This is a genomic window from Allomesorhizobium aridi (assembly GCF_043769475.1).
In the GTDB taxonomy this organism is placed as follows: domain Bacteria; phylum Pseudomonadota; class Alphaproteobacteria; order Rhizobiales; family Rhizobiaceae; genus Allomesorhizobium.
The window spans coordinates 4386066-4399071 of the sequence record NZ_CP171729.1; the positions used below are offsets into that span (position 1 = coordinate 4386066).

Annotated in this window: 16 protein-coding genes; 7 read left to right on the forward strand and 9 right to left on the reverse strand. The window is 64.0% G+C overall.

Annotated elements, in window-relative coordinates; genetic code table 11:
- Window position 1 precedes the first annotated feature (1 nt).
- From mdh to ACG873_RS23705, 4 genes are all read right to left on the reverse strand, one after another.
- Window positions 2-970, reverse strand: coding sequence for a malate dehydrogenase (gene mdh / locus ACG873_RS23690; protein ID WP_394888160.1), 969 nt, complete (start codon window positions 968-970; stop codon window positions 2-4).
- Window positions 971-1178: 208 nt separating this feature from the next.
- Complete coding sequence (zapE, locus tag ACG873_RS23695) at window positions 1179-2378, reverse strand: cell division protein ZapE (protein WP_394888162.1); 1200 nt, start codon at window positions 2376-2378, stop codon at window positions 1179-1181.
- Window positions 2379-2399: 21 nt separating this feature from the next.
- Window positions 2400-2933 (reverse strand): AprI/Inh family metalloprotease inhibitor, encoded by a 534-nt coding sequence (locus ACG873_RS23700; protein ID WP_394888164.1) that lies wholly within the window; start codon window positions 2931-2933, stop codon window positions 2400-2402.
- A 171-nt stretch (window positions 2934-3104) separates the two neighbouring features.
- A complete protein-coding gene (locus ACG873_RS23705; RefSeq protein ID WP_394888166.1) occupies window positions 3105-3548 on the reverse strand; it encodes a hypothetical protein in 444 nt (147 codons plus the stop codon).
- A 126-nt stretch (window positions 3549-3674) separates the two neighbouring features.
- Between ACG873_RS23705 and ACG873_RS23710 the strand changes: the two genes are divergently transcribed.
- The 7 genes from ACG873_RS23710 to ACG873_RS23740 all read left to right on the forward strand — a co-directional run bounded on the left by ACG873_RS23710 (window position 3675) and on the right by ACG873_RS23740 (window position 9456).
- On the forward strand, window positions 3675-3836 hold the full coding sequence (locus ACG873_RS23710) for a DUF1328 domain-containing protein (protein ID WP_394888168.1): 162 nt from the start codon (window positions 3675-3677) through the stop codon (window positions 3834-3836).
- A 96-nt stretch (window positions 3837-3932) separates the two neighbouring features.
- Complete coding sequence (gene dapF / locus ACG873_RS23715; RefSeq protein ID WP_394888170.1) at window positions 3933-4814, forward strand: diaminopimelate epimerase; 882 nt, start codon at window positions 3933-3935, stop codon at window positions 4812-4814.
- Window positions 4814-6097, forward strand: coding sequence for a tRNA (N(6)-L-threonylcarbamoyladenosine(37)-C(2))-methylthiotransferase MtaB (gene mtaB / locus ACG873_RS23720; protein WP_394888172.1), 1284 nt, complete (start codon window positions 4814-4816; stop codon window positions 6095-6097). The genes dapF and mtaB overlap by 1 nt, the downstream gene beginning before the upstream one ends.
- 12 nt (window positions 6098-6109) lie before the next feature.
- On the forward strand, window positions 6110-7765 hold the full coding sequence (ftsY, locus tag ACG873_RS23725; RefSeq protein ID WP_394888174.1) for a signal recognition particle-docking protein FtsY: 1656 nt from the start codon (window positions 6110-6112) through the stop codon (window positions 7763-7765).
- Between the two features lie 57 nt (window positions 7766-7822).
- The gene (locus ACG873_RS23730; RefSeq protein WP_394893671.1) at window positions 7823-8470 is read left to right on the forward strand and encodes a septation protein A; all 648 of its coding nucleotides are present in this window, start codon (window positions 7823-7825) and stop codon (window positions 8468-8470) included.
- 21 nt (window positions 8471-8491) lie between these two features.
- Window positions 8492-9106 carry a pyridoxamine 5'-phosphate oxidase family protein gene (locus tag ACG873_RS23735; RefSeq protein WP_394888176.1) on the forward strand — a complete coding sequence of 205 codons (615 nt, stop codon included), beginning with the start codon at window positions 8492-8494 and terminating at the stop codon, window positions 9104-9106.
- 182 nt (window positions 9107-9288) lie between these two features.
- On the forward strand, window positions 9289-9456 hold the full coding sequence (locus tag ACG873_RS23740; RefSeq protein ID WP_394888177.1) for a hypothetical protein: 168 nt from the start codon (window positions 9289-9291) through the stop codon (window positions 9454-9456).
- 13 nt (window positions 9457-9469) lie between these two features.
- Here ACG873_RS23740 and ACG873_RS23745 read toward each other — a convergent pair whose 3' ends face one another.
- From ACG873_RS23745 to ccmA, 5 genes are all read right to left on the reverse strand, one after another.
- Window positions 9470-10564, reverse strand: coding sequence for a DUF2332 domain-containing protein (locus tag ACG873_RS23745; protein WP_394888180.1), 1095 nt, complete (start codon window positions 10562-10564; stop codon window positions 9470-9472).
- Window positions 10565-11146: a DsbE family thiol:disulfide interchange protein gene (locus tag ACG873_RS23750; RefSeq protein ID WP_394888182.1), complete on the reverse strand. Its 582-nt coding sequence runs from the start codon at window positions 11144-11146 to the stop codon at window positions 10565-10567.
- On the reverse strand, window positions 11143-11313 hold the full coding sequence (gene ccmD / locus ACG873_RS23755; RefSeq protein WP_394888184.1) for a heme exporter protein CcmD: 171 nt from the start codon (window positions 11311-11313) through the stop codon (window positions 11143-11145). The genes ACG873_RS23750 and ccmD overlap by 4 nt, the downstream gene beginning before the upstream one ends.
- Window positions 11314-11449: 136 nt before the next feature.
- Window positions 11450-12115 carry a heme exporter protein CcmB gene (ccmB, locus tag ACG873_RS23760; RefSeq protein WP_394888187.1) on the reverse strand — a complete coding sequence of 222 codons (666 nt, stop codon included), beginning with the start codon at window positions 12113-12115 and terminating at the stop codon, window positions 11450-11452.
- A gap of 28 nt (window positions 12116-12143) precedes the next feature.
- Complete coding sequence (gene ccmA / locus ACG873_RS23765) at window positions 12144-12752, reverse strand: heme ABC exporter ATP-binding protein CcmA (RefSeq protein WP_394888189.1); 609 nt, start codon at window positions 12750-12752, stop codon at window positions 12144-12146.
- Window positions 12753-13006 lie beyond the last annotated feature (254 nt).

A 13006-nucleotide genomic window follows, 5' to 3' on the forward strand; every position in this document is an offset into this window, starting at 1 on the left:
CTCACTTCTTGCCGAGGTTGGGGGCGATGCCGACACAGGCCTCGCAGAGTGCCGCGACCGAGGCCACCGACTTGTCGAACATCTTCTGCTCGGCGCTGTTCAGGTCGATCTCGATGATGCGCTCGACGCCGCCCGCGCCGATAACCGTCGGCACGCCGACATACATGTCCTTCACGCCGTACTGGCCGGAAAGATAGGCCGCGCAAGGCAGCACGCGCTTCTTGTCGCGGAGATAGGCTTCGGCCATCTGGATGCCGGAAGCAGCCGGCGCATAGTAGGCGGAACCTGTTTTCAGCAGGCCGACGATCTCGGCGCCGCCGTCGCGGGTGCGCTGCACGACCTTTTCGAGCTTCTCCTTGGAGGTCCAGCCCATCTTGACCAGATCCGGCAGCGGGATGCCGGCCACGGTCGAGTAGCGGGTCAGCGGCACCATCGTGTCGCCATGGCCGCCCAGCACGAAGGCCGTGACATCCTCGACCGAGACCTTGAACTCCTCGGCCAGGAAATAGCGGAAGCGCGCCGAATCCAGCACGCCGGCCATGCCGACGACATGGCTCTTGGGCAGGCCGGAGAATTTCTGCAGCGCCCAGACCATGGCGTCGAGCGGGTTGGTGATGCAGATCACGAAGGCTTTCGGGGCATATTTCTTGATGCCCGCGCCGACTTGCTCCATCACCTTGAGGTTGATCCCGAGAAGATCGTCGCGGCTCATGCCCGGCTTGCGCGGCACGCCGGCCGTGACGATGCATACATCGGCGCCCTCGATGCCGGAATAATCGTTCACGCCCGTGACCCGCGCATCGAAACCCTCGACCGGAGAGGACTGGGCGATGTCGAGGCCCTTGCCCTGCGGAATGCCTTCGGCGATGTCGAACATCACGACGTCGCCGAGTTCCTTCAACCCGATCAGATGGGCGAGGGTGCCGCCGATCATGCCGGAACCGATGAGCGCTATCTTGTTGCGTGCCATTTGTGGAGATTTTCCCTGTGTCTGTGACAGGCGCGCGGCGGCGCCGAAGGAGAACGTTAGGCCAGATCGAGGAGGGCATGCGGCCAGGAATTTCGACGCTGGGCATAGCCTCATGCCCAGCGTTTTTCAACCGATTATTTCTGCGCCATAGATTTCAATCGGTTAGACCAAAGTGGATTTACGTAAACGTCAAAGTCTTTGCCGAACCTTACGCCGAAATCGCCGCGGCATCCGGCTTCGCCGACGGCTTTTGCCGCGCCGCCCAGCCATCCAGCCAGTCTCGGCTCTGCATCTCTATCAGCCGCGAGGCGGTGCGGTCGAACTCGAATGCTTCCGTGCCGCGCCGGCCGACGTAAAGATCCCGCGGCGCGGCGGCAGCGCTGACGACCAGCCGCACGTGATGATCGTAGAGCGTGTCTATGAGAAGAATAAGACGTTTTGCTTCGTTGCGCCTGCCCTCGGCAAGCACCGGTACGTGATCGATGAAGATAGAGGTAAAGCGCCCGGATATCGCCAGATAGTCGCGTGCGCCGAGCGGGTTTTCGCAGAGATCGGCAAACGAGAAGCGCGCCGCATTGCCTGCCGCAAGCGGTACGGTCACCTGCCGGCCCTTGACCGTCAGCGCGGTTGGACCGGCCGGCTGGCCATGCGCCACGAGGTCCCATTCTTCGTCCATCAGGCGATCCGCCTCTGGCCCGAGCGGCGTGATGTAGACCGGCATGCGGTTCAGCTTTTCCAGCCGGTAGTCGGTCGGGGAATCGAGGGCAAGAACGTCGGCATGACGCTTCAGCATGCCGATGAAGGGTTCGAACAGCCCGCGGTTCAATCCGTCGCGGTAGAGATCGTCAGGCGCCGCGTTCGAGGTGGCGACAAGCACGACGCCTTGTGAAAACAGCGCCGAAAACAGCCGCGACAAGATCATGGCGTCGGCGATGTCGGTGACGGAAAACTCGTCGAAGCACAGCACCCACGCTTCTTCGGCAAGCTGCCGTGCGACGGGCGGGATAGGATCGTCTTCCTTGGCCTCGCCATTCTTGCGCGCAAGCCGATGCTTCTGGATGCGGTCGTGCGCATCGGCCATGAAATCGTTGAAATGGACGCGCCGCTTGCGCCGCGCCGGCAGGAGCTCGAAGAACATGTCCATGAGCATGGTCTTGCCGCGCCCGACACCGCCATGGATGTAAAGGCCTTTTACCGGCGCCTGGGTTTCCCGCTTCTTGGCGAACAGCCAGCCGAGCGCGCTGGATTTCTGGGCCAGTCGCTTGGAGCATATCTCGTCGGTCAGCCGGTCAAGCGCGGTGACCACTTTTTCCTGGGCCGGATCGCGCACGACTGCGCCTGTTTCGACGGCATGGGCATAGCGCTGCGCGACCGTGGCATGCGTCTGGATGCCGTCGCGCAGGTGCATGGCGTATGCCGCGAAAGTCGGTTAGCGGCTAAGCGAGATCGGCACGCCGCTTTCGGTCTGGCCGTCGAATTTTTCCGGCCCCGAGGAATAGAGGCGGGCAAGGGTGCCGCCGCCTTCGTCATAGAGCGTCAGCTGCTTGCCGGCGACATTCCACGACTTCACGCCGTCGATCGGAGCCGGGCAACGCAGGGGTCCGGCCCGAAATCCTTGGCCGAACTTGGTCTGAGGCGTCGCGACCTTGCAGCTCTGGCCGGATACCGAAGCGTTCCAGACGCCGGCGACGCTGCCGGCAGTAAGGTCGGGTGCATCGGCTGCTGCCGCGGGCGGCAGCGCTGCAACCTGTTCGCCGGCGCCGGGTGCGGCTGGGAATTGCGAGGTGGCGGTGCCTGGTGCGGCCGGTGGCGGCAGTGCTCCGCCGGTGACGGTGCCCGCCGGTGCCGCTTCCAGCGGAGCCGGCTGCTGCGTGTCGAGCGAGGACATGCGCGAACTCTGGCACCCGCTTGCCGCAAGAGCCATCAGCGATATGGCCACAAGGCCGGTTCTCGAAAATGCCATTCAAACCTCCGCCGGACGCTGTGCGTGCGCTGTCCGATCATTTCCTGTCCCACCACAAAGATGGAGATGGTGGCCAAATTTCAACCGCATATGGTTAAAATACGGTTTGCAGTAAAAAGTGTTGCGAAAATGTCCCAGTATGTTGCGTGGCGGCCACGCGCCGGCCAGCCTTCAGCCGCCGATCGCCTGACTCGGCACGAATACGTAGCCTTCCGGGCCGACGATATGGCACTCGCGCAATCCGTGCGGCTTGTCGATCGAGCCGGCAAGAACGATATGGCCCTCGTCGCGCGCCAGTGTCTCGATCCGGTCCGGGTCCGCGCCATAGATGCGTATTTCGATGCCTGCGCCGCGTGTCTCCGCACCGGCGATCACCCCGCTCATCGGATTGTCGGAGTAGGAATGATCGGCGTGCAGCATGAAGACCGAGCCGAGGATCTCGATCACGCCGAAATCCTCGTCGGAGTAGACGGTATTCGCGCCAAGAACATTGCGGCAAAAAGATTCCATCGGCGCGATCTCCGAAACCAGCAGATTGAGCCCGATGCCACGTGGCAGCGAGCGGCCGAAATCATCGGCTTTCATCCAGGGTGTCCCGGTGCGCTTCATCGTCATGTGTGTCCCCCAATCCCGCAGCGGCTCAATATCGCCGGCAAACGCCGACGATCTCCGGCCTGGCCGGGAACCCATCTCCCGCATCGGAGTTCGGCGGTACGGAATCAATCACAGATTTTTGCAATAATGATCAAATGGATTCTCATCCTCCTGGTGATCGCTGCTGTCGCCAGCCTGCTGGGCTTCGGTCGCCTGGCCGGTGCGGCGGCGACTGGCGCGCAGATACTTATCGGCATCGTGCTTATTCTCTTTCTGCTGGTCATCTTCGGCGTAATAGCGATCGTCTGAGCAATTGCGCCGCGCTGTCGGACGCATTGCCGAACACTGGTAATTTCCGGCCGCTTCCGCCATATAGGCGGCAACTGGACGCGAGATTTTTGATCGATGACACGCGAGGCGCCCTTTGCCAAAATGAACGGGCTCGGCAACGAAATCATCGTTGCCGACATGCGCGGGCGCGCGGACCGCGTCTCGCCGGCAGCGGCGATCGCGCTCAACGCCGACCCGGCGACTAAATTCGACCAGGTCATGGCGATCCACGACCCGCGGACGCCGGGCACCGCCAACTACATCGAGATCATCAATTCGGACGGCACCATGGCGCAGGCCTGCGGCAACGGCATGCGCTGCGTGGTGCAGGCACTGGCCGCCGAGAGCGGGCAGAAGCTTTTCACCTTCGAGACGATCGCCGGCATATTGAATGCGGAAGAACATGCCGACGGAACGATATCGGTCGACATGGGCGTGCCGCGTTTCGATTGGCGGGAGATCCCGCTGGCCGAGGAATTCGGCGATACGAGCAGGATCGAACTGCAGATCGGCCCTATCGACGCCCCGGTCCTGCACTCTCCCTCGGTCGTCTCGATGGGCAATCCGCACGCCGTCTTCTGGGTGGACAAGGACGTATGGTCCTACGATCTCGACCGCTTCGGACCGCTGCTCGAGAATCATCCGATCTTCCCCGAACGCGCCAACATTTCCATCGCGCGGGTCACGGCTTCAGATGCGCTGACGCTGCGCACCTGGGAACGCAGCGCCGGACTGACCAAGGCCTGCGGCTCGGCGGCCTGCGCCGCCGCAGTCAGCGCGGCACGCACCGGCCGCACCGGCAGAAACGTCACGGTCACCGTGCCCGGCGGGCCGCTCGCGATCGAATGGCGCGCCGACGACCACGTCGTCATGACCGGGCCGGCCGAGTGGGAATTTTCCGGCACGTTCGACCCGGCAACGGGGGCTTGGGCGCGCGACCGCCAGGACGTCGCCTGATGGCGGTGGAGGTCGTCACATTCGGCTGCCGGCTGAACACTTACGAATCCGAGGTGATGCGCCGGGAGGCGAACGCCGCCGGCCTTGGCGAACTGAAGAACGGCGCGGTGATCTTCAACACCTGCGCCGTCACCGCCGAGGCGGTGCGCCAGGCCAAACAGTCTATCCGCAAGGCGCGGCGCGAGAATCCGCAAGCCCGCATCATCGTCACGGGCTGCGCCGCCCAGACCGACCCGACGGCGTTCGCCGCCATGGGCGAAGTCGATCTGGTCCTCGGCAACGAAGAGAAGCTCAAGGCGCACAATTACCGCGCTTTGCCGGATTTCGGCGTCAACGACACCGAAAAGGCCCGCGTCAACAACATCATGTCGGTGACTGAGACCGCAGGCCACATGGTCGACGCGATCGAGGGCCGGGCTCGCGCCTTCGTGCAGGTGCAAAACGGCTGCGACCATCGCTGTACCTTCTGTATCATCCCCTATGGCCGCGGCAATTCGCGCTCTGTGCCGATGGGCGCAGTGGTCGAGCAGGTGAAGCGACTGGTCGGCAATGGTTATGCCGAGGTGGTGCTGACCGGCGTCGACATGACCAGTTTTGGCGCCGACCTGCCGGGTACGCCGAAGCTCGGCAGGCTGGTCAAGACGATCCTGCGTCAGGAGCCGGATCTCCGGCGTCTACGCCTGTCCTCGATCGATTCAATCGAGGCCGACGGCGATCTGCTCGAGGCCATTGCGACCGAGAACCGGCTGATGCCACATCTGCATTTGTCGCTGCAGTCGGGCGACGACATGATCCTGAAGCGCATGAAGCGCCGCCACCTTCGTGACGATTCGATCCGCTTCTGCGAGGATGTGCGGCGGCTGCGCCCGGACATCGTGTTCGGGGCCGATATCATCGCCGGCTTCCCGACCGAAACCGAGAAGATGTTCGAGAATTCCGAGAAGATCGTCGAGGAGTGCGGGCTGACGCATCTTCACGTTTTCCCGTTTTCGCCGCGCGAAGGAACGCCGGCCGCGCGCATGCCGCAGGTGGATGGCGGAGCGATCAAGCGACGGGCCGCACGCTTGCGCGCCGCGGGCGAAGCGGCCTACCGCCGGCATCTCGACAGGCTGGCGGGCTCGCGCCAGTCAATCCTGATCGAGCGCGGCGGGCTTGGCCGCACGGAAGGTTTCACGCTGGCTGCGATCGAAGGCGGCGCGCCGGGAGAGATCGTCGAAGCGATCGTCACCGGCCATGACGGTGCGCGCTTGATCGCCTCGCCGCTTGCCCGGCAAGCCGCATAGACGGACAGACGCATGGCATTTGGGTTCATCAAGAAAGTTTTTTCCTTCGGCAAGAAGGAGGTCGTGGAGGAGCGACCGGCTGAAGACGCGCCTTTGCCGCCGATCGACTGGAAATCGCTCGAGAGCCTAAAGGAAGGGGAAGAGAGTGTATCTTCGGCCCCTCCGGAAACGCCGGTCCCCCAGCCCACACCGGAAGAGCCCACTCCCCCACCTACGCCGGAAAAGCCCGCTCCTGCGCCGACACCGGAAGAGCCTACACCGCCGGTGAAGCCGGAGGAACCTGCTCCCCAGCCGACACCTGCCGAGCCGGAGCCGGCCCCGACGCCTGCTCCTCCGCCTGCACCCCAGCCCGTCCCTCCACCTGAACCTCAGCCCGTCCCTCCGCCTGCGCCTCAGCCGGTAGAGCCAGAGCCTGCGCCTGTGGAGATTCCGCCGCCGGCCGAACCGGTGCACGAGCCGTCCGTGCCGCCGGAAATACCAGTACAGCCGCCGGAAACCCCGGGCACGCCGCCGCCCGAGGTGCCTGCGCAGCCCACGCCTGTCGAAATTCCGGTCCCGTCGCAACCCACCGAACTGCCCCCGGCCGAAAGCCTGCCGCCGATCCGTCAGCCGTCGCCTGTCGAAACGGAGCCGGTGCTAACCGAGATCGCGCCGGAACTCGAAGCCGCACCCCAACCCGCCGCCGGCAAGGTCGTGGTGGCGAGGAAGGTCGAGCAGAAAGCCGCGCCCGCGGCGCCCCAGCCCGTGGCGAAGCTGAACTGGTTCCAGCGCCTGAAGACCGGATTGTCGCGCTCGTCGCGGGAACTCGGCGACAACATCTCCGGCGTGTTTACCAAGGGCCGACTGACCGAGGATATCGTCGATGACCTGGAGGAGGTGCTGATACGCGCCGACCTCGGCATGGAGACGGCGATCCGCATCACCGATGCGCTGTCTTCCGGACGTTATGGACGCCAGACGACCGAGGCCGATGTGCGCCAGGTCATGGCGCAGGAGGTCGAAAAAGTCCTGACGCCTGTCGCCATGCCGCTCGAACTTGATCTGTCGCACAAGCCGCATGTCATCCTGGTTGTCGGCGTCAATGGCACGGGGAAAACCACGACCATCGGCAAGCTGGCGGCCAAGCTTACCGCCGGTGGCCTGTCGGTGATGCTGGCGGCCGGCGACACGTTCCGCGCCGCGGCGATCGAGCAGCTGAAAATCTGGGGCGAGCGCACCAACTCGCCGGTCGTCGCCTCGAAGCTCGGCGCGGATGCGGCCGGTCTTGCCTGGGACGCCTATGAGAAGGCCAAGGCGGCCGGCTCCGACGTGCTGATCATCGACACCGCCGGACGGCTGCAGAACAGGACCGAGCTGATGGCCGAGCTCGAAAAGATCGTCCGCGTGCTCGGCAAGCACGATGCGGAAGCGCCGCACACCGTGCTGCAGACGGTCGATGCCACCACCGGCCAGAATGCGCTCAACCAGGTCGAGATCTTCCGCAACGTCGCCGGCGTCAACGGGCTGGTGATGACAAAGCTGGACGGCACGGCGCGCGGCGGCATACTTGTCGCCATCGCGGCAAAGCACAAACTGCCGGTCTATTTCATCGGCGTCGGCGAGCAGGTCGACGACCTCGAACCATTTTCCGCAGGCGATTTCGCCAAGGCGATCGCCGGAGTAGCGTAAGGCATGGCACGAAAAGTTGCAGACTTTTCCGGAAAGACCATGCTTAAGAAGGACGCCATGAACGAACCCATCCTCGAACGCGACCCGTCGGACCCGAAGAAGAAGGAGATAAATCCTCTCCTCAAGCTGGCGCTGGAGCTGGGCCCGCTGATGGTGTTCTTCTTCGCCAATGCGCGCGGCGCATGGCTGGTCGAGAGCTATCCCGTCCTGGGCAATTTCGGTGGACCGATCTTCCTGGCCACCGGCCTGTTCATGATCGCCACCGCGGTCGCGCTCGCCGTCTCGTGGCTGCTTACCCGGACGCTGCCGATCATGCCGCTGGTTTCGGGCGTGGTGGTGTTCGTGTTCGGCGCGCTGACGCTTTATCTTCAGGACGACATCTTCATCAAGATGAAGCCGACCATCGTCAATTCGCTGTTCGGGCTGACGCTGCTTGGCGGGCTCTGGTTCGGCAAGTCGCTGCTCGGCTATGTGTTCGACAGCGCCTTCAGCCTCGACGCCGAAGGCTGGCGCAAGCTCACCTTCCGCTGGGGGCTGTTTTTCCTGTTCCTGGCCCTTGTCAACGAGATCGTCTGGCGCTCGTTTTCGACTGACGCCTGGGTGGCGTTCAAGGTCTGGGGCATCATGCCGATTACGCTGGTCTTCACGTTCAGCCAGATGCCGCTGATTATGCGCCATTCACTGGACGAGCGGGTCAAGCGATAGTTTTTACGGGGAGGGGGAAGCATGCAGTTCATCGAGAACCGTGAGGAACTGCGCGCGCTCTACAAAAGTCCTGGCGACGGCGCCGTGCGCAAGGAACTGCCGCGGCTCGACGGTCATTGCCGGAGCTTCATCGCCAAAAGCCCATTCGTGCTGATCGGCTCGTCGGACGGCAACGGTAATGCCGACGTGACGCCGAAAGGCGATCGGCCGGGATTCGCCGCCATTCTTGACAACAACAACATCGCCATCCCCGACCGCCCCGGCAACAACCGCCTAGACACGCTGGAGAACATTGTCGTCAATCCGGCAGTCGGCCTGCTGTTTCTCATCCCGGGCATGAACGAGACGCTGCGCATCAACGGCCACGCCCGCATCACCGCAGACGCCGCCTTGCGCGAAAGCCTGGCCGTGGATGGCAAGCTCCCTGTCAGCGTCACGGTGGTTTCGGTGAAGGCGGCCTACATGCACTGCGCCAAGGCCTTCATGCGCTCCGACCTGTGGAAGCCGGAAAGCTGGCTAGACCGCGCGACACTGCCCACGCTCGGCGAAATACTGCGCGACCAGCTGGCGCTCGCTCAATCGGCCGAGGCCACTGATAAATGGCTGGACGAGGGCTACCAAAAGACGATGTGGTGATAGCCCCGCTTTCCTTTCGGAAGATCGACGACCAGCGCATAGCACAACACTAAGCCATGCAATAAACGCAATGCTGCAATGCAGCACACTATGTTGCATTGCACACTAACCGTGACAATCTATGGGCATCGGGAGGAACAACCAACGTCGCTGAATGCGACGCATTTAGTGGGGCCCTCACCATGATCTTTTCAAGCATCGTTGCTCGTACCAAAGACCGCATCGCCAAGCGCAGTCGTTACACCCGCCTCGTGGCGGAGATCGAAAGCCTGTCGTCCCGCGACCTCGCCGACATCAACGGCAATCGCGGCGAAATGCTTCGGCACGCTTACCTGGAAGTCTACGGCTGACACACCAGCGACTCTATCCGAGCCACTCTATCCAGCGGCCATGATAGTCGCATCTGGCGAGACGCCGAGTCTCGCCACCCGGCCACAGCGTCAGGCTCAGCGTCGCATGCTTGTCGGTGGTCGACAGCGGCTCCATCCTGAGCCAGGCGATCGGCGCATCCGCAGTGGCGGCCACCCCAGCGCTTTGCAGGTCGGCTGAGATCGAGGTCTTCGTAGCTTCGGGCAGGTATTGCCACATGATCGAATGGAACAGCACGTATGCCGCGCCGCTCTGCCGTGAGGCCAGACTTTGCCGCACGAAGGCTGCGGCATCGGCCTTCATCAGCTTGAACGGCTGCATGACTGCGAGGCTCAGCGCTGCGTCGAGCCGCTGGAGCCGCATCGCCTGGTCCGCCCAGATATAGGATTTCAGCCTCAGCCGATCCTCGGCGGTTGCAACATCGACCGGAGCGATGTCCGAACCGGCGCGCTCCACGATTTCAAGTTGGCCATGGACGGGAACAGGATTTCCCCGGACTTCCGGCGCGAGGCGCACCGGCGAAGCTGCATCGCCCCATTCCGCGTCACCGTACCGATAGTGAAACCTGTCAAACAAAAGATTGAGCCCTGCGCTTGATCCGATCTCGTGCAGCATGAGCGGCAGCGCTGTCTTACCTGCGATGGTCAAAAATCCCGGCAGCAGCATCGCCGATCGGGCGATCTCGTTCGTCTGCGGCGCGCTGTCGAGCGATGCGAGCAGTTCGAGATCGTGCCGGCCGATCGCTTCCTGCAGCACCTTGCGAAGCTCCGTCTCGGTCGCCGAGCGCGGCGGATAGACTGCGGCGAGCGAGGCGGCGTTGCCAGCCAGCACCAGCGCATGCAGCGCACCGCAAAAACGCAGCGCCAGCGCGTCTTCGCGGGTGTTGCCGGCCCAATGCAGGACTCGCCGCCCAGTTTGCGTCGTCTCGTCGAGGCTGTCCGCCACCGCCCGGCACAGCCGGGCCGTAAAGGGAGAGTCGAGCGCTTCGCAGGACGCAGCCTGATGGACGAAGTGCTGGCGGATAATGGAAGAATCGGGTGGAAGAATGCGCTCGCCGTTCATGCCGGCGAGGATAGTATGGCGGCGCATCTATTGCGAGACGGCGAGCGCCTTCTCGATTTCCGGCAGAAGCGTGCGTTGGGTCGCATCCACCGTAAGCGGCCCAACATTCTTGAACAGTATCTTGCCGTCGCGGCCGACAAGGAAGGTTTCCGGCACGCCATAAACGCCCCAGTCGATCGCCGTGCGGCCGGCCTCGTCAATGCCGATCGCCATGAACGGGTTGCCGAGATCGCCGAGGAAGCGCCGCGCGTTTTCCGGCCGGTCCTTGTAATTCAGCCCGGCAATTTCGAAGCGCTTGTCCTGGGCCAGCGCCATCAACACCGGATGCTCCTCACGACAGGGAGCGCACCAGGACGCCCATATGTTCACCAGCGTGACCTTGCCTTTGAAATCCGCCGAATTGAGCCCCGGCAGATCGAGGCCGGACAGTGGAGGCAGACTGGTCTCGGGCGCCTGCTCGCCGAGCAACGCAGACGGCACGGTGGAAATATCGCGGCCCGACAGAAGCTGCGCCAGGAAAACGCCGGCTAGCGCCAGGAAAACAGCCAGCGGCAGGAACACGAACGGCTTGCTGACCGGACGCTTTTCCGGTTGGATTTCAGTCGTCATCCGGAACTCCCGCTGCGGTCGGAGCGGCGTCTTGCGCCGCTCGCCTCGAGTTCGGCCAGTTCGCGCCGCCGGGCGCGATGGTCGAGAAGGATCCACACCACAAGCCCGGCGATCGCCAGCGCCGAAATGGTATAGGCGGCCGCGACATAGAGCGCATGCGCCGTCATGGCCGGGACTCCGTGGCCGGACAGGTTTCACACGTGGTCGCCGTTGTCGTCTTCATGGCTCCGTTACATAAACGCGCTGTCCTGCCTCCGCAATCACACGCCCGTGCGGCGGATTTGCGGTCGAGCGATCGTGATGTCAGTCGGCTCCCCAACGCAGCGCCAGCGCAGCCGCGACGGGCCCGAGCACAGCCAGAAAAAGGGTCAGAGCGCAGAGGATGAGAAAAGGCGGCAGGAACGGGTCGGGCTCGGCCACGGCGCCGTAGCTGGCCGAGACGCCGAAGATCAGCACGGGTATAGTCAGCGGCAGCACCAGCACCGAGATCAGCAGGCCGCCGCGCGGCAGCGCAACCGCCACGGCCGCACCCGCCGCGCCGATGAAGGTGATCGCCGGCGTGCCGACCAAAAGCGTCAGCGCGGCAGCGCCTATCCCCGTCGGCGGCATGTTCATGAAAAGGCCGAGCAGCGGCGCGGCGACGACCAGCGGCAGCACGCTTGCCGTCCAGTGCGCCAGGCATTTGACGAACACCGTCAGCGCCGGCATGTGCCGGTCCCCGGCCATGACGAGAAGGTCGAGCGAGCCGTCGTCGCGGTCGGACTGGAACAGACGGTCGAGGCCGAGCAGGCTAGCCAGCAGCGCGCCGATCCACAGAATCGCCGGGCCGATGCGCGCGAGCAGGTTGAGATCGGGGCCGACGCCGAAGGGGATGGTGGCGATCACGGCGAGGAAGAAGATGACGCCGGTCAACGCCCCGCCGCCGGCGCGGACGTGCAGCCTGATATCGCGCAGGTAGAGGGCTAGCATCGGGCGGTGCACCGCGTTGGGACAACCATCATACCGGCAGCCCCATCCTCAACTCCCGCGCCCCCTCCAGCCCGAGCGGCTGATGCGTTGCGGCAACGATGATCCCGCCATCGTCGAGATGCGTCTTCGTCAAGGCTGCGAACTGCCCCTCCGACGCCTTGTCCAATCCAGCGGTCGGCTCGTCGAGCAGCCAGACGGGGCGGTAGCTGACGAGCAGCCTGGCGATAGACGCCCGCCGCCGCTGGCCGGTCGACAGATAGCCGAAGGGCAGATGGCCGATGTCGCCGAGGCCTACGATCTCCAGCGCCTCGCTGCATTCCAGGTGCGGTTCCCCCAGAAATTCCTGCCAGAAGCCGAGGTTCTCGGACACGGTCAGCGCAGTCTTCATCGCGTTTTCATGGCCGAGATAGTGGCTCGCCGCCGCGACCGTCGGAAAGGGCTCGCCGCCGCCCTCGATCCCGACTGTTCCGAGCGAAGCCGGGAGCAAGCCGGCCAGGACGCGCAGCAGCGTCGATTTCCCGGCGCCGTTCGGACCCGTCACGACGAGGCTCCCGCCGCTTTCGAGCGCAAACCCGACGCCGGAGAAAACTTGCTCGCCGCCGCGCTCGCCGCTCAGATTGTCGGCGATCAACCGCATCTGCCCCCGTCTCCGATTTGTTCGCCGCCGACCGTGTGCGCCGCAGCAAATTTGGCTATAGTCGGTCTAGAACTATTCTAGGAAATTCTCTATACGCCGGACAACCATGCCAGCGGTCGGCCTGGGAACCGAATTTGCGCCGAACCAACGAACTCGCCGCCTTGAACGGCAGGACGCGGGGGACGGACAGCGGAAATGACCGTACCCGCACCTTTGCGCGTGATTTGCATGCCACAGGAGTCCGTTCCCGTTCG